23 protein-coding genes are annotated in these 25,333 nt (G+C 58.5%); 17 read left to right on the top strand and 6 right to left on the bottom strand.

Annotated elements, in window-relative coordinates:
- The first annotated feature begins 43 nt into the window (after window positions 1–43).
- From gspG to gspN, 8 genes are read left to right on the top strand one after another with little or no spacing between them, the layout of a single operon-like run.
- Window positions 44–490, top strand: a complete 447-nt coding sequence (gene gspG / locus GJT30_11300; protein MSM40193.1) for a type II secretion system protein GspG — start codon at window positions 44–46, stop codon at window positions 488–490.
- Between the two features lie 27 nt (window positions 491–517).
- The gene (locus GJT30_11295) at window positions 518–1,090 is read left to right on the top strand and encodes a prepilin-type N-terminal cleavage/methylation domain-containing protein (protein MSM40192.1); all 573 of its coding nucleotides are present in this window, start codon (window positions 518–520) and stop codon (window positions 1,088–1,090) included.
- A complete protein-coding gene (gene gspI, locus GJT30_11290; protein MSM40191.1) occupies window positions 1,087–1,425 on the top strand; it encodes a type II secretion system protein GspI in 339 nt (112 codons plus the stop codon). Before GJT30_11295 ends, gspI begins: the two co-directional genes overlap by 4 nt.
- Window positions 1,422–2,075, top strand: coding sequence for a prepilin-type N-terminal cleavage/methylation domain-containing protein (locus GJT30_11285; GenBank protein ID MSM40190.1), 654 nt, complete (start codon window positions 1,422–1,424; stop codon window positions 2,073–2,075). Before gspI ends, GJT30_11285 begins: the two co-directional genes overlap by 4 nt.
- Complete coding sequence (locus GJT30_11280; protein MSM40189.1) at window positions 2,072–3,052, top strand: general secretion pathway protein GspK; 981 nt, start codon at window positions 2,072–2,074, stop codon at window positions 3,050–3,052. Before GJT30_11285 ends, GJT30_11280 begins: the two co-directional genes overlap by 4 nt.
- Window positions 3,049–4,341 carry a general secretion pathway protein GspL gene (locus GJT30_11275; GenBank protein ID MSM40188.1) on the top strand — a complete coding sequence of 431 codons (1,293 nt, stop codon included), beginning with the start codon at window positions 3,049–3,051 and terminating at the stop codon, window positions 4,339–4,341. The genes GJT30_11280 and GJT30_11275 overlap by 4 nt, the downstream gene beginning before the upstream one ends.
- A complete protein-coding gene (locus GJT30_11270; GenBank protein ID MSM40187.1) occupies window positions 4,338–4,877 on the top strand; it encodes a general secretion pathway protein GspM in 540 nt (179 codons plus the stop codon). Before GJT30_11275 ends, GJT30_11270 begins: the two co-directional genes overlap by 4 nt.
- Window positions 4,874–5,719 (top strand): type II secretion system protein GspN, encoded by an 846-nt coding sequence (gene gspN, locus GJT30_11265; protein ID MSM40186.1) that lies wholly within the window; start codon window positions 4,874–4,876, stop codon window positions 5,717–5,719. Before GJT30_11270 ends, gspN begins: the two co-directional genes overlap by 4 nt.
- A 127-nt stretch (window positions 5,720–5,846) precedes the next feature.
- On the opposite strand, the gene GJT30_11260 is transcribed toward gspN, so the two are convergent.
- Window positions 5,847–6,674, bottom strand: a complete 828-nt coding sequence (locus GJT30_11260) for a UDP-3-O-acyl-N-acetylglucosamine deacetylase (GenBank protein MSM40185.1) — start codon at window positions 6,672–6,674, stop codon at window positions 5,847–5,849.
- A gap of 392 nt (window positions 6,675–7,066) precedes the next feature.
- Between GJT30_11260 and GJT30_11255 the strand changes: the two genes are divergently transcribed.
- The 9 genes from GJT30_11255 (at window position 7,067) to cheB (ending at window position 21,051) form a co-directional block, all read left to right on the top strand.
- Window positions 7,067–12,112: a PAS domain S-box protein gene (locus GJT30_11255; GenBank protein MSM40184.1), complete on the top strand. Its 5,046-nt coding sequence runs from the start codon at window positions 7,067–7,069 to the stop codon at window positions 12,110–12,112.
- 24 nt (window positions 12,113–12,136) lie between these two features.
- On the top strand, window positions 12,137–13,552 hold the full coding sequence (locus GJT30_11250) for a response regulator (GenBank protein MSM40183.1): 1,416 nt from the start codon (window positions 12,137–12,139) through the stop codon (window positions 13,550–13,552).
- 256 nt (window positions 13,553–13,808) lie between these two features.
- On the top strand, window positions 13,809–14,123 hold the full coding sequence (locus GJT30_11245) for an STAS domain-containing protein (GenBank protein MSM40182.1): 315 nt from the start codon (window positions 13,809–13,811) through the stop codon (window positions 14,121–14,123).
- Window positions 14,124–14,127: 4 nt separating this feature from the next.
- On the top strand, window positions 14,128–16,155 hold the full coding sequence (locus GJT30_11240; GenBank protein MSM40181.1) for a chemotaxis protein CheA: 2,028 nt from the start codon (window positions 14,128–14,130) through the stop codon (window positions 16,153–16,155).
- Window positions 16,156–16,191: 36 nt separating this feature from the next.
- On the top strand, window positions 16,192–16,686 hold the full coding sequence (locus GJT30_11235) for a chemotaxis protein CheW (GenBank protein MSM40180.1): 495 nt from the start codon (window positions 16,192–16,194) through the stop codon (window positions 16,684–16,686).
- Between the two features lie 34 nt (window positions 16,687–16,720).
- Window positions 16,721–18,481 carry a HAMP domain-containing protein gene (locus tag GJT30_11230; GenBank protein ID MSM40179.1) on the top strand — a complete coding sequence of 587 codons (1,761 nt, stop codon included), beginning with the start codon at window positions 16,721–16,723 and terminating at the stop codon, window positions 18,479–18,481.
- 92 nt (window positions 18,482–18,573) lie between these two features.
- Window positions 18,574–19,395 (top strand): chemotaxis protein CheR, encoded by an 822-nt coding sequence (locus GJT30_11225; GenBank protein ID MSM40178.1) that lies wholly within the window; start codon window positions 18,574–18,576, stop codon window positions 19,393–19,395.
- 16 nt (window positions 19,396–19,411) lie between these two features.
- A complete protein-coding gene (locus tag GJT30_11220) occupies window positions 19,412–19,972 on the top strand; it encodes a chemoreceptor glutamine deamidase CheD (GenBank protein ID MSM40177.1) in 561 nt (186 codons plus the stop codon).
- Complete coding sequence (gene cheB / locus GJT30_11215; protein ID MSM40176.1) at window positions 19,963–21,051, top strand: chemotaxis-specific protein-glutamate methyltransferase CheB; 1,089 nt, start codon at window positions 19,963–19,965, stop codon at window positions 21,049–21,051. Before GJT30_11220 ends, cheB begins: the two co-directional genes overlap by 10 nt.
- 6 nt (window positions 21,052–21,057) lie before the next feature.
- On the opposite strand, the gene GJT30_11210 is transcribed toward cheB, so the two are convergent.
- The 5 genes from GJT30_11210 to GJT30_11190 form a co-directional block, all read right to left on the bottom strand.
- On the bottom strand, window positions 21,058–21,720 hold the full coding sequence (locus GJT30_11210) for a UPF0016 domain-containing protein (protein ID MSM40175.1): 663 nt from the start codon (window positions 21,718–21,720) through the stop codon (window positions 21,058–21,060).
- Window positions 21,721–21,855: 135 nt separating this feature from the next.
- Window positions 21,856–23,925, bottom strand: coding sequence for a PBP1A family penicillin-binding protein (locus tag GJT30_11205; GenBank protein ID MSM40174.1), 2,070 nt, complete (start codon window positions 23,923–23,925; stop codon window positions 21,856–21,858).
- Between the two features lie 142 nt (window positions 23,926–24,067).
- Window positions 24,068–24,274 carry a hypothetical protein gene (locus tag GJT30_11200; protein MSM40173.1) on the bottom strand — a complete coding sequence of 69 codons (207 nt, stop codon included), beginning with the start codon at window positions 24,272–24,274 and terminating at the stop codon, window positions 24,068–24,070.
- A gap of 67 nt (window positions 24,275–24,341) precedes the next feature.
- Window positions 24,342–24,629 carry a hypothetical protein gene (locus GJT30_11195; GenBank protein MSM40172.1) on the bottom strand — a complete coding sequence of 96 codons (288 nt, stop codon included), beginning with the start codon at window positions 24,627–24,629 and terminating at the stop codon, window positions 24,342–24,344.
- 38 nt (window positions 24,630–24,667) lie between these two features.
- Window positions 24,668–25,273, bottom strand: a complete 606-nt coding sequence (locus GJT30_11190; protein MSM40171.1) for a TetR family transcriptional regulator — start codon at window positions 25,271–25,273, stop codon at window positions 24,668–24,670.
- Between the last annotated feature and the right edge of the window lie 60 nt (window positions 25,274–25,333).

Raw genomic sequence — 25,333 nt, 5'->3', positions numbered from 1 at the left:
GGAACAGGAATCGCTTATTGACTGAATCTTCATGGAGGCCCTTATGAACCATACGTTGCACGACAATCGCGGCTTCACCCTCATCGAGATCATGGTGGTTATCGTCATCCTCGCCCTGCTGGCGGCCATTGTCGGCCCCAAGATCATCGGCCGGACCGACGATGCCAAGATAACCGATGCCAAGGTCCAGGTGAAGAACCTGGAAACCGCTCTCAAGCTGTACAAGATGGACAACGGTGCCTATCCCGCCACCGAGCAGGGTCTGCAGGCCCTCATCACCAAGCCGACCACCGGCGTCATCCCCAAGAACTTCAAGGAAGGGGGGTACCTGGAGAGCAAGAACGTCCCCAAGGACCCCTGGGGCAACGAGTACATCTATCTCTCCCCCGGTGAGCATGGCGACTACGACCTCTGCTCCCAAGGTTCGGACGGTGTCAAGGGTGGAGAAGGAACGAGTGCGGACATCTGCAACTGGAATCTGCAGCAGTGAGGCAACGGTGACGGGAGGGGAGACACCGTGCATGCTCCGCAGCTCTCGATGAAGCGCCAATGGGCTCTTCGGCTGCCGATGCCCAAGGATCGACCCCTGTTGGCAGCGCACGGTTTCACTCTGATCGAACTGGTAGTGGTGCTGGCGATCCTGGCACTGGTGACGCTCCTAGTCATTCCGCGCCTCCCCGACAGCCAGGGCACAGCCCTGAAAGGCTCGGCACGGGCACTGGCAACCACCCTGCGCTACCTTCAGGATCAGGTCGCGACCACCCGGCAGCTCTACCGGCTCCGCCTCACCCCCGGCACCGGCGAGATACGGGTAGCCGTCGTCTCCTCCGACGGAACGGAAAGCGACCCGCGCGACCCGTTCTTCTCCGGCCCCATCCTTCGCGAGGGGGTCACCATCACTGATGTCCAGACCCCCAGGCTCGGCACCGTCTCCAGCGGCGTGGTCACCATGGACATCGGGCCTGCCGGGCTTGCCGAAGTCGCCACCATTCACCTGCGCGGAGGCAACGGCGGGCAGATGACGGTGGTTGCCCTCTCCTACGGCGGTCGGGTAACGGTTGGGGAGGGATATCTGGAGGCTAACCTGTGAGAGGATTCACCCTGCTGGAGGTCATGGTGGCGCTGGCGATCATTGCCGGGGTCCTGATGACGGTTATCTCCTCCTTCGGATATCACCTGGGCATCGCAACCCGCGACCGGGAAGAGACCGTCGCCATGGTTCTGGCCCGTGCCAGGATTGACGATGCCGTCCTGCGCGGCGAGAAAACGGGAACCGGCACCTTTACCCCCGACTGGCCGGAGATCAGCTGGAAACTGGCCACCGAATCTACCCAGTGGCCAGGTATCGAGCAGCTCAACCTGACGGTCTCGTGGAACCGGGAACAGCAGCGGCTGATACTGACCAAGTACCGGGAAAAGCAATGACCCGTTCCGGACAGCCGTCGCGGAAACCGTTCTCCGGAACGGCAAGGAGCGTGGCAGGATTCACCCTGCTGGAGGTACTGGTCGCTCTGGCGCTGCTTGCCATCATAGCAACCGCCGTATACGGTACCTATTTCACCCTGTTCGCGGGAAAGGAATCCACCATCGCGGGGATGGAGGAGCGCCGGGCGCTACGGGAAACCCTGGATTCCCTGCGCCGGGAACTGAACGGGGCATGGTTTCGCAGCAATAACCAGCATCTCCGTTTCGTGGTGGAAGACCGCGATCATTTCGGCAAACCGGCCTCCCGCCTTGCCTTTGCCACCATGGCACCACCGGCTCCTCCGGGCATGCCGGTTTCAGACCAGGTGGCGGTCACCTACAGCGTGGTGGCAAAGGGAGAGCATCTGACCCTTGCCCGGTCCTCCCAGGGGGTCCAGTTGGACGAAGAACCGCTCAACTACCCACAGATGGAGAATATTGAAGGTTTTTTGGTCGAGTGTTCTGCCGACGGTTCGAAATGGGTTCGGAGCTGGGATACCGGGATCAACGGCACCATGCCGAAGGCGGTCCGTGTAACCCTGCAGCTTCACGAGAACGGCCGCACCGTAGGGTATACGACCCTGGCGACCATACGGATCGCAGGGTCATGAACAACGAGCGGGGCTTTGCCCTGGTAATCACCCTGCTGATCACGGCCCTCCTGGTCGCCATGACCGTCGAGTTCACTACCGAGGTCTTTGTCGACACCTCGGCCCGCCATAACTTCGTGGCAGGCCAGCAAGCAAGCCTCCTGGCGGAATCGGGGATTACGGGCGGCATCAAGCTGCTGCAACTGAACCGCAGCACGCAGGCCTATACCTCTCTGGCCGATCAGTGGGCGCAACCGCTCTCAGCAAGCGACGAACGGGGGGAGTTGCAGATCGTCATCGAGGAGGAGACCGGCAAGCTCAACCTCAACTACGTGTCGCCGCCCAATGGAGCATATGAGGGGATGTATGCCGCGCAGGTCGCCACACGGCTGTTCCGCAAGCTGGACTTGAGCCCGGACCTGATCGATGCCCTGGCCGACTGGGTGGATCTGAATGAGACACCCCATCCCGGCGGCGGCGAAGACGTCTATTACCGCAACCTGAAGCCGCCCTACAGCGCAAAGAATGCCCCCTTGGAAACGGTGGAGGAGCTTGCCCTGGTGCGGGGATTTGCGGGTACGCCCCTGGAAAGGCTCCGGCATCTGGTGACCGTCTATCCCGACGTCCCTGCTGCGCCGACCGGGCCGATCAATATCAACACCGCGCCACTGGAGGTCCTCACCGCGCTGGACGACCGTATCAACGACCAGATGGCGAAGCGGATCATGGAACGGCGGCGGGACACTCCGTTCAAGAGCGCCGCGGATCTCACCACGGTCCCGGGTTTCGAGACCATCGGCATCGGCCTTATTGACAAGATCACCGTCAAGGGGAATGTCTACCGCATCAGAGCCGAAGGTCGTGTACAGGATGTCAGCCGCGCCATCGAGGCGGTAGTGCGACTGGGTGGCGGCCAACCGGTCTTTCTCTACTGGCGGGAGTACGCACCGCTCAACCGTGTCGCAACAACGGAACAAACTCCCCGAGGTTTTCAATGAACCTACTGATCATACAACTGAACGAAACCGATGCCGTCGTCGCCCGCTTCCAACGGCGGCGCGGCACCCTGACCTTCCTCCAGGGAAGCCGCCGCACACTGCCCGATGACGGTGCGCTGGCAGGCCTTCTCGACGGGTTCGATCCGCCGCAGGGGGAACAGAAAATCATCCTCGTTCTCCCCCCGGCAATGGTCTATGCCCGCGAACTTGCCCTCCCCATCTCCGACCGGCGCAAGATCCGCGAGATCCTCCCGGTGGAACTGGGGGGGGAAACCGCTCTCCAGGCAGAGGAACTGGTTTTCGACGGCATTCCCCTCGGGGAAGGGACAACCCTGGCCCTCTGGTGCCGCCGGCACGAAGTGGCCGAGCTGCTCGGACGCCTGGCCCCCCTGGGGCTCGAACCGGAGATCGTCACCGCCGGACTGCTCGCCTGGCACCACCTTATCCCGACCGATACCGTTGGCCCTGTTGCAGTAACCGACGGCCAGGGGCTGATGGTCGGTACTACCGCGGGACCGCTTGTGGCGCGGACCCTGCCCGATGCCGGCGACGACCGGGAACTGACCAGGGCCCTGACAGCACTGGAGGTGAGCCGGGATATCCGGATCTCGCAGATCATCCGCCACGGCAGGGCCGGTTCGACTGCAGAGCCGTCACTCTCCTTGGCATCGGGACTGCGCGAGACCTTTGCCGACGACAGCGCCGCCGCCCTCGACCTGGCAGGGACCTATGCCGTGGCCAAGGCCTGCACAAGCGGCGATTGCGTCAATTTCCGCAGCGGCCCCCTTGCCTACACCGCCGGCCAGGCGAAAAGCCGCCAACGACTCAGGCTCACCCTGCTGCTGGCCGTCAGCCTAGTGATCCTGCTCTTTGTCGAAGTCGGTGTCCGCTATTACCTGCTGCACAAGGATGTGGCATCCCTGGATGGATCCGTCAGAAAGATCTACCGGGAGATCTTCCCCACCAGACAGAAGCCGGTGGACGCCGTGTCAGAGGTTCGCTCCGAAATCCGCCGCCTGACCGGGGGGGCTGCCGCGTCCAGGGTCCTACCGACGCTGCGCAGCCTCGCCGAACTCAAGGGGGAAGAGATCACCGGCTTTTATGAGGTGGAACTGGATGGAACCCAGGTCCGCCTGAAGGGGGATGCGCGGTCGGCTCAGGCCGCAAGCGCCCTGCAAGGCCGGGCAGCAGCCCTGTTCGACTCACCGGAGGTTTCCGAGATCAAAACCAAAACCACCGGCGGGGTATCCTTTGCCTTCCGCGGCACCATGAAGGAGGCGACCCGATGAGACTCAAGCTCCTCATGGAATGGTTCCGCGAACTCGACCCGCGCGTCAGGCTCCGCTTCGGGATCGGCTGCGCCCTGCTACTGGCCGTGACGCTTCTCTATTCGCTGGCAAACGACCAGGTCAGGCGGTTGGAGAAGAAACGCGCCGGCAACGAGGCTGCCGTGGCCGAACTCCTGGTGCTGCAGCAGCGCTACCGCGAAGCGCGAACCGCCTCCCAGAAGATCACGAACCGCCTGGCTGCAGTGAGACCCGACGATTCGCCCGCCCGCATCATCGAAGAGATCGGCATCAAGGGGAAAAGCCTGCAGATCAGGCCGCTCAAGGCCGAGGAACGGGGCGCCTTCCTGGAAGACGCCGCCGAAGTGCGCATGGACGGCCTGACCCTCAACGAGACGATAAACCTGCTCTACCGGATCGAGCAGGGGAGCAGGCCTGTAACGATCAGAAAGGTGCTGCTCAAGAGCCGGTTCGACGATCCTGCGCGGCTCGACCTGACCCTCACCATGGCACTGCAAAAGACGGCAGCAACGAAATGAAGCCGTTACCCCGCCGCTGGCTCATCACTATCCTTGCCGTCTGCGGAGGAGGCCTGGTCTTTCTGACGGCAACCCTGCTCTTCATCCCCGCCTCCGAAGTGCAGCGACTTGCCGTGCGAGCCTGCGCCCGACAGGGCCTCACCTTGACCACCCTCGATTTCGGCAAGGCCTTCCCCCTGGGTCTCCATGCGCGCGGACTTGCCATTGCCGACGAACGGGGGAACCTGATGAAGCTGGACCGCGCGACGGTCAGGCTCAGGATCCTTCCGCTCCTGGCCGGACGGATCGTTGTTGCCGGTGACGCGGCCATCGGCGCGGGCAGCCTGAAGGGTGAGCTGGAATTGACCAGATCCGGCGGGCTCGAACTGGCGGGTCAGGGGGTACACCTGGAAGATATCCCGTTTTTTGCCACGGTTGCCGATGCCAGGGCCAAGGGAGAGCTCTGGCTGCGGGGGAACATCCGGGGCAAAGGGGGCAAGGCGAGCGGGACATTACAGTTTGAGGTGCGGGATGTGGACCTGCGGGGGGTGAAGATCAGCGGGACGCCCCTGCCGGATGCGGCCTACAAGACCATCCAGGGGGCACTCCGGATCAATGCGGGGCGCCTGATCATGGAAAGCGTGACCCTGGCAGGGGATGGGCTCTATGCCAGGTTGAAAGGGGACATCCCGCTGGTCGCAGCACCTGCGGGGAGCCTCAATCTGACCCTGGAACTGATGCCCAGGCCGGAGTTCATGGAACAGCAGAAGTTCATCTTCCTCCTCCTCGCCAGATACCTCACCACTCCGGGGCACTACCAGATCCCGATCCGCGGCACCATTTCCCACCCCCAGCTGCAGTAAACCCAAAACCGGCAGCCAGGGGGCTCCTGCGCGCCCCCTTCCCCGGCGCCGCTTCCGAAACAGAACAGGCCCCGGAGTTGCGCCTCCGGGGCCTCATGTTATCAACCCTCGCGAAAAAACTCTCTGCTCAGTAGATTACGTAGTTTTCCGGATCGGAAAAAATCTCCTTCAGCAGCATATTGTTCAGGTAGTGGCCGGTCTTGGACGCTTCGACCTTGCCGAGGATGCGATAGCCGCTGGTATAGAGGTCACCGATGAAATCGAGGATCTTGTGGTTCACCAGCTCTTTCTTGTAGCGAAGCCCCTGGGGGTTGACGATGCTGTCCTCCCCGATCGCCACCACATTGTCCAGCGAGGCCCCCTTTGCCAGCCCTGCCTTCTGGATCGCCTCGAACTCCTCCATAAAACCAAAGGTACGTGAATTCAAGATGGAAAAGGCATTTTCAACGTCCATGACCCGTTTCTTGTGCTTGCCGACCGGCTCCCGGAATTCGATGGACATGGTGATATCCAGGGTATTCAGCGGTTTGATCCGGACATAGGCGTCGTTGTGCTGCACCTCGACCGGCTTCAACACCTTCAGGTAGACGCCGGTCTCGGGGAATTCGTAGATCCCGGCCCGCCACATCTCGTGATAGAACTCCCACGCCGAGCCATCGAGAATCGGCACCTCAGGGCCGTCGATGTAGACCAGGCAGTTGGTGACCCCGGCAAAATAAAAGGCTGCCATCAGGTGCTCGATGGTAGCAACAGACGCACAGTCGCCGGCGATCTGTGTCGACAGCCGGGTATCCACTACCTTATCGTAACGCGCCGGAATGACACATGACTTGTTGACGAAGGCGATCCCGGGCTCGCGCCTGGGGAGAAACTCCAGATTTATCTCGCACCCGGTATGCAGGCCGATGCCTGAGATTTTGAAAATCCGGTTGATGGTTGTCCGGCGCTTGATCATGTTCTCTCCCGGCGGTCGACAGGGGTTCGGCCATGCCCAACCACCCCATCGTTGTACGGGACACATCCCGTGCCCCTCTCTGCATTGACCCGTCATCTTCTCCCGAAGAAGCAGGGGCTGTCAACCAGATATCCGTATCCTTTGCACTTTTCGCCTGCATTGAACCCGCTGGCACGTCCCGTCCCTGCCCGGGCACTGTTCGTCCCCCAGTGCCGCGGCGCAAACTCAAGATATCTCCCCCGAAACCGATATGTGAGCCTACCGGTGAAAAACCAACCCCCTGAAATTAATCCGCTTTATAAATTGACTTTGCACGAGACGACAGGGAGACCGACGTTGACGCCATACCATCCCCGAAACGACTGTGCAGCAACCCAAACCAGGCAGATGACATGCACGTGAAATTTCAGGCACGCCCCATCCTGCTCTCCCTGGTCATTGTCCTTGCGGCCTTCACGCTGATGACCAGGTATTTCCTCGAACAGATCCGGGAGGAAGGGCTTCGCCATGCCCATCGTGAACAGGACCAGGGGATCAAGACCTTCTGGCAGCTGATCAGGTCCAAAGGTGGCACCTTCCGGGTGGAAGGATCCACCCTGTATCTCGGCAACATGGTACTGAACAACAACTTTGAGATGCCCGACACCATCAGTTCCATCTTCGGCGGAACTGCAACGATTTTCCTCGGCGACACCAGGATTGCCACCAGCGTCCGGAACGAGAGGGGGCAGCGGGCCGTGGGGACGAAACTTGTTGGCCCTGCCTATCAGGCCCTCTTCGTCAGAAAGGTGCCGTACCGCGGCGAATCGATCATCCTCGGCGAACCCTATTTCGCAGCCTACGATCCGATCATTGACGCCTCGGGGCGGATGATCGGCGCCATCTATGTCGGGGTCAAGGAAAGCGAATATCTCCGGCATTACCAGCTGATCAGGCGCAACGTCATCGCAACCTCCGTTTTCCTCTGCATCATTGCCAGCATCTTCGCCTTTGCCCTCCTTACCATCGGCCGCAAGATCGATGAGGCCCTCGAGCAGAGCGAAAAAAAATTCCATGCCCTGTTTGCCGACTCGCCTGAAGCCATCATGCTCTTTTCCGATGTGATCATCGACTGCAACGCCCAGGCACTGCAACTGCTCGGCTATGAGCGCAGCGAACTGATCGGCCTCACCCCTGCGCAGTTTTCCCCTGAACTGCAACCCGATGGACAGTCATCGGCGGTAAAATCCGCCGACCATGTGCAAAAGGCCCTGGCCGGCTCGACCGAATATTTCCCCTGGCTGCACAGGCGAAAAGATGGCTCCGTCGTCGAGACAGAGGTTGCGCTCAAATCCATTCCTCTCGACGGTGAGATGCTCCTGCTCGGCACGGTACACGATGTCACCGAGCGTCGGCAGCTGGAAAACAGACTCTGGGATATCGCCACCGTCCTGTCGGAACCCGGCGGCGAATCATTCTTCCGGAACCTGGTGCTGCAGCTCTGCAGGCTCACCGGGTCAAACATTGCCCTTATCGCTGAAATTTCCGGTGCAGTCCCGCAAGCAGATACCATAGCCGTTGCCCGCAACGACGGCATCGTGCCGAACTTCTCTTACCCTCTGCATGGCACTCTCTGCGGCCTGGCAGCCGAGCAGGGCATCTATTATTGCCAGGAAGGCATCAGTGCACTCTATCCCGATGATCGGGTAGTCAAGGATATGGAGATCGAGGGGTACATGGGGGTCCCCCTCTACGATTCCAGGGGGCTGCTCATCGGCATCCTGGCAATTCTGGGCAAGGAACGCCTGCCTGATCGGGCCAAGCTGGAACCCCTGTTCAGGATAATTGCCACCGGAGCCGAAGGCGAACTGGAACGACGCAGGACCAACGAGGCCCTCATCCAGAGCGAGGCATACACCAGGCTCCTTTTGGAATCGGTCGGGGAAGGGATCTACGGCGTCAATCCTGACGGCAATATCTCCTTCATCAATCCCGCTGCCGCTGCCATGCTCGGCTATGAAGTGGAAGAACTCATCGGCCGGCCGAGTCATGCCACTCTCCATCATCACAGGGGAGACGACAGCGATTACCCGATTGCGGAGTGCCCCATCCATCAGGTCAGGGAAAACGGCACACCGCACAGGGGCAGGGGCGAGCTGTTCTGGAAAAAGGACGGAACGGGTTTCTCTGTCCAGTATTACTGCACGCCGCTGCATGGAAAGAACAACGTCATCGGTTTCGTCATCGTCTTCTCGGATATCTCGGCAGAACTGGAAGCGGAAAACCTGCTGCGGCGCTCGGAAGAGCGCTACCGGACCGTCTTCGAGACCACCGGAACAGCCATGGTTATCATTGAGGAAGACACCACCATCTCCCTTGTCAACGAGGAATTTGTCCGGCTTTCCGGATTTCCCCGTAAAGAGATCGAAGGGAGGAAAAGCTGGACCGCATTCGTTACCGGCGATGATCGCGAGCGGATGCTCGGGTATCACTACCGCCGGCGTAGCGGATCGGGACATGCCCCTTCCGTCTACGAATTCGATTTTATCGATCGGAATGACGAGGCCCACTGCATCCTTGCCAGTGTCTGCCTGATCCCCGGCACCTCACAGAGCGTCATGTCGTATCTGGACATTACCGAGCGGAAGAAAACCGAACAGTTCCTGAGCCAGGAACGATGGATCATGGAACAGATCGCCGGAGCCTCGCCGCTCACCGCCACCCTTGATCTCATCTGTCGCACCGTGGAGGGGCAGATACCGTCATCCCGGTGTGTCATTCTCTCCCTGGACCCGGACAAGACACTTCTGCGAATCTGCTCTGCCCCGAGCCTGCCGGAAGCATTCGCCAGGGAGATCGACGAAACCAGGATCGGTCCGAACTGCGGCTCCTGCGGGGCCTCCGCCTATAACCGTTCACCAGAGATCGTTGCCGACATCACCACTGACCCGCGCTGTGCGCAAAGTGCCGCTGTACCGCTCAAGTACGAGCTGAGGGCATGCTGGGCCATTCCGATCATCGCCAGCAACAACGATCTGCTCGGCACATTTGCCATCTATTTCCCCACGGTCCGGGAACCGCAGGAAGCTGAACTGCAGCTCGCCGAACGTATTACCTACCTGGCAGGACTGGCCATCGAGCGGCACAATATCCTCGACTCGCTACAGGCAAATGTCTATTTTCTGAAAACGCTCATCGACACGATCCCGAATCCGGTCCTCTACAAAAATGCCGCCGGGGTCTACATCGGCTGCAATAAGGCATTTGCCCACGCACTCGGCCATGAGGAAGGCTATATCATCGGGCGGACGGTCTTTGAATTGCTGGAGCCCGACCTGGCGGCATGGTATACCGAGAAGGACCGGGAATTGCTCGCCAATCCGGGAGTTCAGACCTTCGAGGCGTCCCTCCCCTTTGCCGATGGCAAAAACCATGACCTTATTTTCAGCAAGGCGACGTTTGGCCGACAGGGAAGGACTCCCGAAGGGATCGTCAACGTCATGGTCGATGTCACAGAGATGAAGCAGGCCACGGCAACGCTCAGGGTCCATCAGAGGAGGGTCCAGGCCATCCTGGACAACATCCCGGACCTGGTCTGGCTCAAGGATGCGGAGAGCAGATTCGTGGTAACCAATGAGGCTTTTGCCAACATCTGTGGATCAACCCCCCAGAAACTGGTCGGCAAGAACGACCTGGATATCTGGCCGCGTGACCTTGCGGAAGCCTACCGCACCGACGACCGGGAAGTCATGACGCTCTGCCGGAAGAAGCAGCTCGAGGAGCTTGTCGAGGATACTTCCGGCGAGCGACACTGGGTAGAAACCATCAAGATGCCGGTTATCGATGAATATGGGAATATCGCCGGCACGACCGGGATTTCCCGCGACATCGACATGCGCAAGCGGGCCGAAGACGCCCTGCGCGAGAGCGAGAAACGTCTGGCCAAGGCGCAACAGATCGCCCGGCTGGGCAACTGGGACTGGGATATCCGCACCAATACCCTGGTCTGGTCGGATGAGGTCTACCGGATTTTCGGCCTTGACCCTGGAAAATGCAGCACCAGCTATGAAGCGTTTCTCAACCTCATCCATCCGGACGACCTTGAGGCCGTCAGGAACGCTGTCGAGTTCTCCCTGGACAATCGGGTCCCCTTCTCCATCGAACACCGGATCGTCCTTGCCGATGGCCAGATCCGTTCCGTGCACGAGCAAGGCAGTGTGGAATGCGGAACCGATGGTTCTCCGTTGCGCATGCAGGGGACCGTGCAGGATATATCCGAACGGAAGGACGCCGAGACGGCAATCCGCCTGAGCGAGGAACGTTTCCGTGAACTGTTCGAGCAGAACGAGGATGCGATCCTGCTCCTTTCCCGCAATACGTTCGAGATCATCGATGCGAACCCGGCTGCGGAAACCCTCACCGAGCGCTCAAGTCAGGAATTGGCAGAGATCGGGCTCTGGCCGCTGATTGCACCTGAATACTACAACACGGTTCTCCACGCCCTTACCTTCGAGGATGGAGGACGTTCTTTCCATCTCGGCCAGGTCGGTGCCAGCAGACCAAACGGCGAGCAGATAGCCATTTCTCTCTGGGGCAAGGTCATCAACCTCAGAAACGAAGAGGTCATCTACTGCTCTATCCGTAACATCAGCGAGCGGATCAGGCTGGAGGAGGAAGCCCGCGCGACCCAGGCCAGGCTGATTCATGCAAACAAGATGACGTCGCTCGGGGTGCTGGTTTCCGGCATTGCCCATGAGATCAACAACCCCAATACGTTCATCCAGGGTAATGCCATGCTGCTCGAAAAGATCTGGCATGACATCCTTCCCATCCTTTCGGCGTACCACAACGAGGAGGGTGAATTTTTCCTCGGCGGATTGCCCTCTTCCGAACTTGTGGAGATCATCCCGCGCCTCACTACCGGACTCAAGGAAGGTTCGAAACGCATCAGCGCCATTGTGTCCAACCTGAAGGATTTTGCTCGCGAAGACACTTCCAAGACCCATAGGCCAATCGACATAAACCGCATCATTCTCGATGCCAAGACCATACTCAGCCATCAGATTCACAGCCTGACCGATCACTTTCGGCTGACGCTGGCTGACGATCTGCCGCCGGCCAACGGGAAGGCCCAGCAAATTGAGCAGGTTCTGATAAACTTGATCATGAATGCGCTCCAGGCCCTGCCGGACAAGCGGGCCGGAGTCACCGTCGCAACTACATGGGACCGGCATGCAGGGGCTGTAACCGTCATGGTACAGGACGAAGGCGCCGGCATGACCAGGGAGGTCATGGACCGGCTCACTGAACCGTTTTTCAGCACCAAACTCGACCGGGGAGGCACCGGTCTCGGTCTTTCCATCTCCGCATCCATCATCCACGAACACAATGGCACGCTCCACTTTGAGTCGACACCTGGCAGAGGAACAACGGTAACCGTGACCCTGCCGATGGCCTAAGAGCTGTTGCAAAGGAGCCTCACCGTGAAAGACAAGGCATCGTTCCCCATACTCCTCGTCGACGACGAAGAACAGATCCTTTTCTCCACCAGCATCACTTTGCGGAGCGCCGGATTCGGCAGCGTGCTCACCGAGAGCGACAGCCGGCAGGTCATGGGAATCCTCTCCAGGAGAGAGATCGCTCTGGTGGTCCTCGACCTCTACATGCCGCACCTTCCCGGATACGAACTGCTCAAAGAGATCGTCGACCAGTTTCCACAGATTCCCGTCATCATCATGACCGCTGCCAACGAAGTGGAGCTGGCAGTCGAATGCATGAAGGCCGGCGCTTTCGACTACCTGGTCAAACCCGCAGAAACGACGAGGCTCATAGCAAGCGTAGCCAAGGCCCAGGAACTCCTTATGCTCCGTTCTGAGATCACTTCCCTGCGCGAGCAAATGCTGAGCGGCAAATTGAAGAATGCCGGGGCGTTCGCGCAGATGATCACCCGTAATCCGCGGATGTATGGCGCCTTTCAATACCTGGAGGCGGTGGCGGCGTCACCCCAGCCGGTCCTGATATCCGGAGAAACGGGTGTCGGCAAAGAACTGGCTGCCCGTGCTGTCCACGAACTGAGCGGCCGAAAGGGCAAGTTCATTGCCATCAATATTGCGGGCCTGGACGACATGGTCGTTTCCGACACACTCTTCGGCCATCGCCGCGGTGCATACACCGGAGCCGACCGTGATCGGGAAGGTCTTGTCGCACAGGCAGCAGGGGGTACGCTCTTTCTCGATGAGATCGGAGACATGGAACTCGCCTCGCAGGTAAAACTGCTGCGGCTCCTCCAGGAGCAGGAATACTACCCTCTCGGTTCCGACTCGCCTCGCCGGGCAGATGTCAGGATCGTGGCAGCCTCGAACAGGAACCTGCAGCAAATGGTAACGGACAACACCTTTCGCCGGGATCTCTTCTATCGTATCGGAACCCATTCCGTGACCATCCCCCCCCTGCGCGACCGACGCGAGGATCTGCCGCTACTCCTCGATTTTTTCCTTGAAGAGGCAGCAATCTCGCTCGGCAAACGGAAGCCGACCCCGCCGCCGGAACTCTGCTCATACCTTGCGACCTACGATTTCCCTGGCAATATCCGGGAGCTGCGCGCAATGGTCTATGATGCCGTTGCCCAGCATGAAAGCAAAATGCTCTCTCTCGACAGCTTCAGACAGGCGATACAGCATGTCAGGACCCTGCAGCAGTCTACCCCCCTTGCGTTCCTCGGCGACCAGGACCCGTGCACACCCCATATCGGCAGAATGCCAACTCTGCAGGAAGCAGAAGAGTCCCTGATTACTCATGCCCTGGAACGGGCAGGCGGCAATCAGGGGATTGCCGCCACCTACCTCGGCATCAGCCGCCAGGCACTCAATAAGCGGCTGAGCCGCAAGGCAGTTGCCTGACATCCCTTTCACCCCTTACGACAAAACGAGCAACAAGGACATTGATTGCATGACTTAAAGTCCTTGAAAATCAGCATGTTGCTTTTTCCATCAGCATTTCTGCCCGCAACCTCCGTCGCACCCCTTCGACGCAACCTACCCATTAACATACCGATATTGCGGCATTTTCTCCTTTGTGCCTTTGGCACTGCATCTGCACTTACTGAACCGTCGGAAGTGCCGACCACAGCCCGAAGCGACAGAAAGGAGAAACCCCATGTCCGCATCAACACACGATACGACCCGCATCAATCTCTGTGGCAACTGGTCAATCAACGGGGTAGCTGCACAACTCCCGTTTCTCAATTCATCCATGAGCAGTTTCACGACAGGCGCACCCCGGCAACAGGCTGAAATCTGTACCCAGGGGATCGAATCGATCGATGCCAGCGGCTGTCAGCTTCTCGCCATCTTCTTTCACGCCATCCGCAGGAACGGACATGAGCCTAAGCTCTTGAATCCATCGCCAACCCTTCGCGGAAGCCTGGAGACACTCGGGTTTACCCCGGTATTCGACAGTGAAGGGGCCTGAGGCCATGGAAGAAACAGATTCCGGATTTGACATGATCGACCTCGGCAAGCTCGCCGAAGTCTTTTTCGAAGAATGTACCGAACATCTCGCCGAAATGGAGCGTCTCCTCCTGGAGATAGACCCGGCCCGGCCCGATCAGGAAGCGCTGCATGCACTGTTTCGCGCAGCACATTCCATCAAGGGGAGTGGCGGCATCTTCGATTTTATCGACATGACGACGATCACTCATGAACTCGAATCGGTTCTTGACCTGATCCGCAACCACCAACTGGTTCTGACGCCCGAAATGGTCAACCTGTTCCTCCAGTCGACCGATGTCATCTCCATGCAGCTCGCCGGGCACCGGCATGGAGCAGCGGTTGACCAACAGGCCAATGACTCGGCCTGCGCCGGCCTGCGCGCTATTATGGCGGACTTCAGGACCGCACCCAGAGAAGAGACCTCCACTCCTGTCGTGCACGTGGCCACCCCAGTTGCGGGACTGCAAAAGTTCGCCATCGATTTCATCCCTTCGCCGGATATCTTCAAACGTGGCATTCGCATCGAAAATCTGTTCGGCGAACTCGCCTCCCTCGGGACCTTGTCCTCTTTTGCCGAATTCCCCGATGTACCAGAGCTTCACGAGTTCGATCCCGAACTCGCCCATGCACACTGGCATCTTTCACTTGAGGCGGAAACAACGGAAAGGGAAATCCGGGATATCTTCGAATTCGTTGCCGACGACAGCGATATCATCATCAAGGTAGAAGGCCCAAAGGCTCAGCCTGTCCTGGCGGCAGCATCCCCCGAGCCGGGCACCAACCCCGTTGCCCATGAAACCGTCTCAGCAAAAAATGCCAGAGAACCTGCAGATGGCTCCATTCGGGTCGGAGTCAGAAAGGTCGACCAGATCATCAACCAAGTGGGCGAGTTGGTGATAACCCAGGCAATGCTCAGCCAGATCGGAGGGAGCCTCGATCCGGTTCTGCACGCAGACCTTTATCGCGGCCTGCAACAACTAGCCCGCAACACCCGCGATCTCCAGGAAAGTGTCATGTCCATGCGACTGGTACCGATCAATCTGGTGTTCAGCCGCTTCCCGAGGCTCATCCGCGACCTTGCAGCAAAACTCGGCAAGCAGGTGGAATTGAGGATTTTTGGCGAGAGCACCGAATTGGACAAGGGCCTCGTGGAGAAGATGAGTGACCCGCTTACCCACCTGGTCCGGAACGCTCTCGACCACGCGATCGAGACCCCTGACGTACGCATCGCGGCCGGCAAACCAGCAGTCGGAACGGTAACGCTACGTGCATCGCAGATTGGCGGCAAAATAGTTGTCGACGTCGTCGATGACGGTGCAGGACTCGACCGGGAGCGGATCCTGCGCAAAGCGGCTGAACGGGGGATCGATGTGAGCGATGGCATGAGCGACGATGAAGTCTGGCAACTGATCTTCACCCCCGGATTTTCGACTGCGGAAGCCGTTACCGACATTTCAGGTCGTGGCGTCGGCATGGACGTGGTCTCCAGAAATGTGCAGGCGCTGGGGGGAAGGGTCCAGATCTTCAGCAAAAGCGGTCAGGGAACGAGGATCACTCTCAGCCTCCCCCTCACCCTGGCGATCCTGGACGGCCTTGCGGTAGCGGTCGGCAACGAAAAATTCATCATCCCGATCAACGCCATCGTCGAATCGCTGCAACCCTCTGCAGGCGACATCCAGAGCATTCAGGAGAGCGGCAGGGTATTGAAGATGCGCGGCGACTTCATACCGCTCATTCCGCTCCACCAACTCTTCACCATCAGGGACGCAGCGAGCCGTCCGGAAGAAGGGGTACTGGTGGTGGTCGATGCGGAAGGAGAGCGGGTTGCGTTGCAAGTTGACGCACTGGTGGATGAGCAGCAGGTCGTCATCAAGAGCCTGGAGGAAAACTATCGAAAAGTGCCGGGGACGGCCGGAGCCACCATCATGGGTGATGGTCGGGTTGCTCTCATCCTCGACGTCGGAGAGATTGCCTGTCAGTGGCACGGACGGCTCAAGGACCTGGCCGCATAGCGAATGAATTTATTGGGAAATAAAAGGAGCAGCGTAATGGAACAGGCATCGCAGATCATAAACGGGGCTTCAGCGCCGTCAGGAACGAAAGAATACCTGACATTCAATCTCGGCGGGGAGGAGTACGGACTGGATATCCTCAAGGTACAAGAGATCCGCGGCTACGATGCCGTCACCAGGATCGCCAATACTCCCGAATTCATGAAAGGAGTGATCAACCTCCGGGGGGTTATTGTCCCGATTGTGGACATGCGCATCAAATTCAACCTCGGCACGGTAGAGTACGGAGAATTCACCGTGGTGATCATCCTGAATATCCTGAACCGGGTGGTCGGCATCGTGGTCGATGGGGTCTCCGACGTCGTGGCACTTTTACCCGAACAGATCAGGCCGGCTCCGGAACTTTCATCGTCAATGGACACCAGCTATATCGCCGGTCTGGCCAACAGCGATGAACGCCTGCTCATCCTGGTCGATATCGAGAAACTGTTGAGCAGTACCGACATGCAGTTGATGGACCTGGCGGCCTGAACCGCTGCACATATTCCCAAACGAGGTAATCCCGATGAAAACAAAACAGTTCAAAGACTGGTCGATTCTGACAAAGATTCTCAGCATTTCGATGGTAACCATCGCGCTCCTGTTGGCAGGAATTCTCTTCTACCTTCTTCCCCTGGTGGAGAAGAAGCTCATGGCTGAAAAGCAGCTGACGGTGACAAGTGCCGTCGATACGGTCTTTACCCTCATCGAAGGGTACGAGGCCAAGGTGAAGAGCGGCGAACTGACCTTAGCCGAAGCCCAGAAGCGATCTATCGACAACATCCGCAAACTCCGGTATCAGGGGAATGAATATTTCTGGATCAACACCCTTGAACCTGCCATGGTCCTGCACCCGATGAAGCCCGAACTCGAAGGGAAAAAGGTTGACGATATCAAAGACCCTGACGGCAAGCAGATCTTTGTGGAATTTGCCCGGATTGCCAAAGAAAAGGGTGAAGGAGAGGTAAACTACCAGTGGCCCAAACCGGGCGCAACCGTCCCTTCGCCCAAGATCTCCCAGGTCAAACTGATCAAGGATTGGGGCTGGGTGATCGGCAGCGGGATCTATGTCGATGATGTGAAAAAAGAGCTCGCGGCCCTGCGCCTGAAAATCGTCGGCGGAACGCTGGCCCTGGCGGCGTTCATATTCCTCTTTGCCTGGTTTGTCGCCAAGCGCATCCGCCAACCGCTTACGGAAGCCATCGTCGTCTCCGAACTCATCGCAGAGGGGGACCTGACCAGGACCATCGAGGTAAATAGCAGCGATGAGACCGGCAAGCTGCTTACCGCCCTGAAGATGATGAATACGGGGTTGGCCCAGATCGTTGGTGAGGTCCGTTCCGGTGCCGACTCCATCGCCACCGCGACCGAGCAGATATCCGCTGGCAACCTGAACCTGTCGCAAAGGACCGAAGAGCAGGCGTCGGCATTGGAAGAGACCGCCTCCAGCATGGAGGAACTCACCTCTACCGTGAGACAGAACGCCGACAATGCCCAGCAGGCAAACCAGCTTGCCGTTACTGCAAGCGACGTTGCGGTTCGCGGCGGCGACGTGATCAACAAGGTCGTGGTCACCATGGAAGGGATCACCAGCAGTTCACGCAAGATCGCCGATATCATCAGCGTGATCGACGGCATTGCCTTTCAGACCAATATCCTTGCCCTGAACGCTGCCGTGGAAGCAGCCCGTGCCGGCGAACAGGGCCGCGGATTCGCCGTGGTGGCCGGCGAGGTGAGAAGTCTTGCCCAGCGCAGTGCCGCTGCCGCCAAGGAAATCAAGTCGCTGATAGAAGATTCCGTGAGCAAGGTTGAAGACGGCAGCAAGCTCGTCACCGAAGCGGGCACGACCATGAACGAGATCGTTACCAGCATCAAGCGGGTCACCGACATCATGGCCGAAATCTCCGCGGCCTCCCTTGAGCAGTCAAGTGGTATTGAGCAGGTCAATACCGCCATCACCCAAATGGATGATGTGACGCAACAGAACGCCTCACTCGTGGAAGAGGCGGCAGCAGCAGCCGAATCACTCGCCGATCAGGCCAAGACCATGGTGGAACTGGTCAGCAAATTCAGACTCGACGAATCGTTCCGCTCGGCGCCAAGACAAGTGGCAAAACAGGCAATTCCGGCGATGACCCCATCCAAAAAGACGGCATGCTCATCCAGACAGGCTCCCGCGGCAAAGACATCGATTACCAGCCCGCGGCCTGAAGCCAAGCACGAGGAGCAGGCGCCCCGTCTCAAGAAGGCAGTTGGCTATGAAGACGACGATTGGAAGGAATTTTAGGCAGGCGCCCGGCCATGGCCCCCATTTCCACACATCATGCAGCAGCAGTCCTGTCCGCCGTGAGGGATGCCCCTCACGGCGAGACCTCCGGCATGCATCAGTTCAGGTATACGGATGAAGATTTTGAACGGATTCGCACGCTTATCTACCAGACCGCCGGCATCTCGCTGAACCCGCACAAGCAGCATATGGTCTACAGCCGTCTTGCTCGACGCCTGAGAGTGCGGGAGATCTGTTCCTTCAGTGACTATCTCGACCTGATTGAAGACGGCGACCACCAGGAACTTGAGGCGTTTATCAATGCCCTCACCACCAATCTCACCTCGTTCTTCCGGGAACCGCACCATTTTTCGATCCTGGCCAGACACCTGGAAGAACAGGCTCGTCGCAGGTCAACACTCAGCATCTGGAGCTGTGCAGCCTCCTCGGGAGAGGAACCCTATTCCATCGCCATGACCGTGGTCGAGCTGTTCAACAGCTTCGCTCCTCCCGTTCGCATCTTTGCCAGCGATATTGATACGAATGCCCTCGAACTGGCTAGCCAGGGAGTCTACCCCATTGAAAGGATCAATTCGTTGTCGCCGGAACGGATGAAACGGTTTTTTCTCCGGGGCGAGGGGAGGAATTCCGGTTTTGTCCGTGTCAAACCGGAGTTGAAGAAACTCATCACCTTCTGTCGAAAGAATCTTCTCGACGACGACTGGGGATTTTCCGAGCGGTTTGACAGCATCTTCTGTCGCAATGTCATGATCTATTTCGACAAAGAGACCCAGTACCGAATTCTAAAAAAATTCGTTCCGCGCCTGCAGCCGGACGGCAGGTTTTTTGCCGGGCATTCGGAAAACTTTCACCAGGCAACAGAACTGCTCCGCCTGTGTGGGAAAACCGTCTATCGACCGGTCGTCGGATGCTGATCGTGGAGGAAGCACCATGAACCATCAGCAAGAAATACCCCCTACCCCCTATTTCGATCGGACTTTCAGCCGCAATGCGATGAGGATCCTTCCGGGGGGACATCTTGTCTCCGCCAGCGGTATGATGCTCATGACCGTGCTCGGGTCGTGCGTGGCTGTCTGCATTCAGGACCCTGTTACCGGGATAGGCGGGATGAACCATTTCATGATGCCGGGCACGAGCAGGCAGCCGGATAGCACCGGCCGCTATGGCCAGCCTGCCATGGAAATGCTGCTGGACGACCTGATTCGACAGGGGGGTGTGCTGTCCCGCTGCTGGGCAAAGATATTCGGTGCAGGCAGGGTGATCCCGGATATGTCCGATATCGGCAGAAAGAATGTGGAATTCGCCCTTGCGTTCCTCTCTGAACATGCCATTCACGTTGCAGCCGTCGATACGGGCGATATTTTTCCCCGCAAGGTCTATTTCAATCCGGCAACCGGGCAGGTATTCGTGAAACGCCTGCTGCAAGCCTCGCCGGACGATGGTCTGACACCCACACCCACGCAGTTGCACCGGGAGCTGCCATGTCAATAAAGGTTCTCGTCATTGACGATTCCGCACTCATCCGTAGTCTTCTCACGGAGATCATAAACTCTCAGCATGACATGGAGGTCATAGGCTGTGCGCAGGACCCGCTCATCGCCCGGGAAAAGATCAAGGCTCTCAATCCGGACGTGCTCACCCTTGATGTGGAAATGCCGCGCATGGATGGCCTGGTTTTTCTCGACAAACTCATGAAGCTGCGGCCCATGCCGGTCCTCATGATCTCGTCCCTGACGGAAAAGAGTTCCTTCATCACCCTCCATGCTCTCGAACTCGGTGCGGTGGACTATGTCACCAAACCGAAACTCGACATCCGCTCCGGCATAACGGAATACGCCCATGAAATAACCGATAAGATAAGGGTGGCCGCCAAGGCACACATCAAGCCCGCAACAGCCAAATCCTACGGTCGTTCCATCGAACCGAAGCAGAGCGCCGATGCTGTTCTACCGGTCAATCACCGGTCATTGAGCGGCACTGAAAAGGTGATTGCCGTGGGAGCATCAACCGGTGGCACCGAGGCATTGCGCGAACTGCTCAGCGCCATGCCCGCGGACTCACCCGGCATCCTGGTAACCCAGCACATGCCCGAGGCCTTTACCAGGGCCTTTGCCAAGCGGCTGGACGGAATATGCCGGATCAGCGTCAAAGAAGCAGAGCATGGCGAGCGGGTGCTCCCCGGACACGCCTATGTGGCGCCGGGAAACCGGCATCTGCTCCTCGGGCGGAGCGGAGCGAATTATATTACCGAACTTGCCGACGGTCCTCCGGTAAATCGGCACCGGCCCTCCGTTGACGTGCTGTTCCGCTCCGCATCCAATGCTGGCGGCAAAAACGCCATTGGCGTCATCCTCACCGGTATGGGGAACGATGGTGCCGCAGGAATGATGGAAATGCGCACGGCGGGCGCGTTCACTATCGCCCAGGACGAAGAGAGCTGCGTGGTGTTCGGAATGCCGAAGGAGGCCATAGCACACGGTGGCGTTGAAGAGGTGCTGCCATTGCAGAATATTGGCAAGAGGATTGTTTCGTGGCTTTCTTCCCATGGAGGGAAAGCATTCAGGATGTAGTAGCAGTCAGCTTTCAGCCTCCGGCGCCTTCTCCCCCCCACGCGCCAGCAGATATCCTGCCACGGCAATGACGGCAAGACCGACGGTTTCGACCAAAGGGGTCAGTATTCGGTCGGGAACGGTTTCGTGAATGCCGTAGATCCCAAAGACGATGAAAACCAGCGCAGCGCCCCATTTGACAGCCTGCTCGGGGATATGCCGATGCATGACGATACCGATGACGATACCGATGGCATCGGCGATCAGCATGCCGGCATTGGTCCCGAGCCAGGTGGCAACCGGAGCCTGGTACTTTGCGGCAAGGGCAACCGTGGCCAGTTGGGTCTTGTCCCCCATCTCGGCAATGAAGAAGGCGACAGCAACAGTCCAGAAAGGGCTGAAGGAAAATCGCTTGTCCTCACCCTCCAGATGGTCGCCCCGAATGGTCCAGAGGCCGAACAGGATGAAGGAGACCGCTGCGGCAATCTGGATGTACTGGAGCGGGACGAACACCGTCAGGTAATTGCCCACCGCCACGGCCAGTGCATGGTTCAACGCCGTGGCAACGAACACCCCCCACATGACCACCGACGCCTTGTAGCGGGTGGCAAAAGCCATGGCCAGAAGCTGAGTCTTGTCTCCCATCTCGGCCAGAACCACGAAAATCAATGATGCCCAAAATGCCGTCACGGCAGCCTCCCCAGGTGGACAATAAAAAAACGAGACATGCAGCACACCGGAGGGTGATGCTGAAAGTCTCGCTTATTGGTGAAAAACCAATGACAAGGCCAGGTGCATGCGCACCAGTATGTTGACCTTGTCTCGCTAGCTACTCCCTTTCAGATTTTTTATTAATACACGATGCGGCCTGGGGAATGCAACTGTTTTCCCCAACGGCAGAGAGCCTTCTTCAGGGCTGTCGTTCAACTGCGGCTGGTCGGCATCCGGCGCTGGAGCGAGCGGGACTGCCGGGGTGAGAGGATCACCTTCATGTTCGGGACAGGGCTCGGTCGGCTCGGTTCCCACGACATAGAACTCATCCCGTTTTTCCGGGCAGCCGGATCTGGCCAGAAAGCCGGTCGTCGGATCGATCGAAACGGAAACGACCGTATCCGGTGCCGGGAAATCAACAACCGGCTTGGAGGCCAAAGCCGTCCGCATGAACCGTTCCCAGACAGGTGCGGCAACCACGCCTCCGGTAAAGCCTTTGCCTCCCGGCCTGGGCTTGTCATATCCCACCCAGATGCCGGTTATCAGCTGGGGCGTATAACCGATGAACCAGGCATCCCGGTAATCGTCGGTGGTGCCGGTCTTGCCGGCTGCTGGACGCCCTTGGCTGAATTTATTGAGAGATTTGGCCGTGCCATACACCATGACATCCCGAAGCATGGAGGTCGTTATGAAAGCTGTTGCCGGGGACATGACCGGGGAAACTGCCGGGGGATTCTCGGTCCAGGACTTTCGCCGGCGATCAAATACACGAATGATGGTCCTCGGTTCCGCCCGTACCCCAGCGTTGGCCAGCGGGGTGTATGCCTGTACCAGGTCGTGCAGGGTCACCTCCTCGGTTCCAAGGGCCAGGGAGAGATCATGCTGTGCGCGTAACGGAAGACCGACTTTCCCGGCAAAGTCGACGAAATAGGGAACGCCGATCGTATCCAGCAGCTTTACCGTAATGACATTGTTCGAGTATGCCAGGGCTTCCCTGAGGCTCAAAGACCCATACTGTTCCCTGCCATAGTTCAACGGTTTCCAGACGTCATTGTTGCCGCGATTGTAGGCTGCCGGGGTATCGTCCCAAATGCTGCCGGCAGTGATTCCCTTTTCCAGGGCCGCAGCATAGATCAGCGGCTTGATGGCGGAACCGGGCTGCCGCCTGGCTACGAAGGCCCGGTTATATGAGCTCTGGATAGCATCAACCCCGCCAACCGCAGCCAGAACATCGCCCGTGGCCGGGTCCAGGCAGAGCAATGCTCCCTGCAACTTCGGAGAAACCCGTTTCACCCCTTCGCTCAGGGTTTTTTCCGCCAGCTTCTGCAGATTGAGGTCCATGGCCGTGATGACATCCAGGCCACCCTGTTCCACAATCTCCGGCCCATACCGTTCGACAAGCCGATTCCGGATATGGGCCATGTACTGGGGGGCCTGACCGACTGGAATGACCGAGGGAGGATTAGCTCGCAACGCCTGCTTCTGCCGGGCGTTGATCATGCCGAGCTCCACCATCCGCTTGAGAACCACGTCCCTCCGCCCCGTGACCTTCGCCGGTACCCCCAAAGGATTGTAGCGTCCCGGGTTTTTTTGCACCCCGGCCAAGAGGGAGCATTCGGCGTCGGTCAATTCTTCCGGATTCTTGTCGAAATAGAGACGGGCCGCCTGGGCAATCCCCCAGGCGCCATTGCCGTAATAGATCTCGTTGAAGTACATCTCCAGGATCTGTCTCTTGCTATATTTCTTTTCAAACTCCATGGCCAGACGGGCTTCTTCGAGTTTGCGCTCGATGGTTTTCTCGCCGGACAGGAACTTGTTCTTGATCAGTTGCTGGGTGATGGTCGACCCACCTTCGGCAAGTTTCCCTTTGACCACATCCTTTACCAGGGCGCGGGCGATCCCCCGGATATCTATGCCCCCATGCTCATAGAACCGGGAGTCTTCAACTGCCACCACCGCCTTTTGCAGGAAAGCGGGAATACGGTCGATGGAGACCCAGTACCTTTTTTCAGGGAGTATCCGGCCAACAAACCGCCCCTGGTTGTCGAAGACCTTGATGGAGGAATATCCGGACGGCAGGGGGGGATAGGTGGCAAACGCCTCCTGGGCTCGGACCGGTACAACAATGGCCAAGACCAGGAAAAGGCCGGCGACGACGGAAATCAGTAATTGTACGAGACGCATGGATAAGGAAACCAAGGTATTACACGCTCCTGCGCGGATGCTGGCAGTAAGGGGTCATGCAGTGAGAGGGATTATGTCACGCCTGACAGATGGCGGCAAGCCAAACCTGACGACGGAGGTGCTGTACCACCCGGAGGTCACGTCAGTAGTTCTGTTCCTTTTTCATCTGTTCATACTGCCCGTAATCCGGCGACTCCGGCCTGCCCACACGCTCGGCAGGTGAGCTCTGTAGATCGTTCTGCACCCGGAACCCTTCATAGATGCCAGTCGTTACATGTTTGACCGAGCACCCCGAGAGGAGTTGCAGCCACAGCACGAAAAGAAGCGACACTGCGAAACGGATCATCATGAACCTCCTCCTTCATTCATCACCACAGCTTGAAGACCCGTACAGACGAGACAATTCCCCCATCTGCTCAGGTCTTCGGCTCCGTCCTGGTGATCATGCTCCGCCGAAGGCCGAGCAGGTCCCTCGCCTCGGCCATTGCCGCGGCAAAGCCGTCCCTGCTTGCATGAAATATGGCATTGGGCTCACCCTCCTCATCCCAAGGCCAACCGGTCCTCACGATCATGATCAAAAGCTCTTCGAGCTGGTTCACCCGGTCGGTGAGTTCACTGTACCCTTTCACCACGTCGTTCAGGAGTAACGAGTCGATGTCCCCGCTCTCCATGCTTGCTTTCAGCCTCTCCAGCAGATTTGACACGGCAGTCTCCCTTGATCAGGTCTTTGTGTACGGTGCTCCTATACCCCAGCCGGCTTACCCAGGATCCCCCTGGTGAAGATCGCAACATACTGTTGGATCAATTCTTCGTCTTTCTCGGGCGAATGGCTGATCAGGTTTTCGGTGGCCATCGTGCTGAGGAAAAAATAATTGACCATCCCGGCAAGGGCCAGCACCGCGTTCACGGCATGGATATCCTCCCGGAACTGCTTGCGTGCCACGCCGTCAGCAATGACCTCCACCAGGATATTGATGACTTTGCCGATAGCCGGGGAAACGATCGCGGCAAAAAAAGGGGTTGGGTTAGTGAGTTCGCTGGTATAGAACCGCAACAGGTAAGGATTATTGCGGTGCCGCTGGATGGTCCAGCGGATGTAGGCCTCGATCACGGCCAGGGGGTCAGCTCCTTGCCGCTTGATCTCCTCAATCTGGTCAAAACAGGCGAACTGTTCCCGCAGCACCGCATCATACAGCCCTTCCTTGCCGCCGAAATAATAGGAGATCATCGAGATGCTCACGCCGGCGGTCTGGGACAGTTCCCTGATGCTGACGCCGTTCAGTCCGCGTTCGGCGAATAACTGCGTTCCCACCTCCATCAGTTTGTTACGGCAGTCCGTTTTTGCCATATTGTTCCCGAGCCGATTGAATGTGTGTCGCACAGAGTAGCAAAGTCTCGCGCTAAAGCC

The organism is Geobacter sp. (assembly GCA_009684525.1).
Classification (GTDB): Bacteria; Desulfobacterota; Desulfuromonadia; order Geobacterales; family DSM-12255; genus Geoanaerobacter.
The sequence above is the reverse complement of the archived record's forward strand: the minus strand, read 5'-3'. Positions and strand labels throughout refer to the sequence as shown.

Bases quoted from the DNA above. Each gene is read 5' to 3' on its own strand.
- gspN (MSM40186.1), top strand. From the start codon at position 4,874: ATGAAGCCGTTACCCCGCCGCTGGCTCATCACTATCCTTGCCGTCTGC.
- GJT30_11235 (MSM40180.1), top strand. From the start codon at position 16,192: ATGGAACAGGCATCGCAGATCATAAACGGGGCTTCAGCGCCGTCAGGA.
- GJT30_11190 (MSM40171.1), bottom strand. From the start codon at position 25,273: ATGGCAAAAACGGACTGCCGTAACAAACTGATGGAGGTGGGAACGCAG.
- GJT30_11225 (MSM40178.1), top strand. From the start codon at position 18,574: ATGCATCAGTTCAGGTATACGGATGAAGATTTTGAACGGATTCGCACG.
- GJT30_11220 (MSM40177.1), top strand. From the start codon at position 19,412: ATGAACCATCAGCAAGAAATACCCCCTACCCCCTATTTCGATCGGACT.
- GJT30_11200 (MSM40173.1), bottom strand. From the start codon at position 24,274: ATGATGATCCGTTTCGCAGTGTCGCTTCTTTTCGTGCTGTGGCTGCAA.
- GJT30_11240 (MSM40181.1), top strand. From the start codon at position 14,128: ATGGAAGAAACAGATTCCGGATTTGACATGATCGACCTCGGCAAGCTC.
- GJT30_11245 (MSM40182.1), top strand. From the start codon at position 13,809: ATGTCCGCATCAACACACGATACGACCCGCATCAATCTCTGTGGCAAC.
- GJT30_11280 (MSM40189.1), top strand. From the start codon at position 2,072: ATGAACAACGAGCGGGGCTTTGCCCTGGTAATCACCCTGCTGATCACG.
- GJT30_11285 (MSM40190.1), top strand. From the start codon at position 1,422: ATGACCCGTTCCGGACAGCCGTCGCGGAAACCGTTCTCCGGAACGGCA.
- GJT30_11270 (MSM40187.1), top strand. From the start codon at position 4,338: ATGAGACTCAAGCTCCTCATGGAATGGTTCCGCGAACTCGACCCGCGC.
- GJT30_11205 (MSM40174.1), bottom strand. From the start codon at position 23,925: ATGCGTCTCGTACAATTACTGATTTCCGTCGTCGCCGGCCTTTTCCTG.
- GJT30_11255 (MSM40184.1), top strand. From the start codon at position 7,067: ATGCACGTGAAATTTCAGGCACGCCCCATCCTGCTCTCCCTGGTCATT.
- GJT30_11230 (MSM40179.1), top strand. From the start codon at position 16,721: ATGAAAACAAAACAGTTCAAAGACTGGTCGATTCTGACAAAGATTCTC.
- GJT30_11275 (MSM40188.1), top strand. From the start codon at position 3,049: ATGAACCTACTGATCATACAACTGAACGAAACCGATGCCGTCGTCGCC.
- cheB (MSM40176.1), top strand. From the start codon at position 19,963: ATGTCAATAAAGGTTCTCGTCATTGACGATTCCGCACTCATCCGTAGT.
- gspG (MSM40193.1), top strand. From the start codon at position 44: ATGAACCATACGTTGCACGACAATCGCGGCTTCACCCTCATCGAGATC.
- GJT30_11260 (MSM40185.1), bottom strand. From the start codon at position 6,674: ATGATCAAGCGCCGGACAACCATCAACCGGATTTTCAAAATCTCAGGC.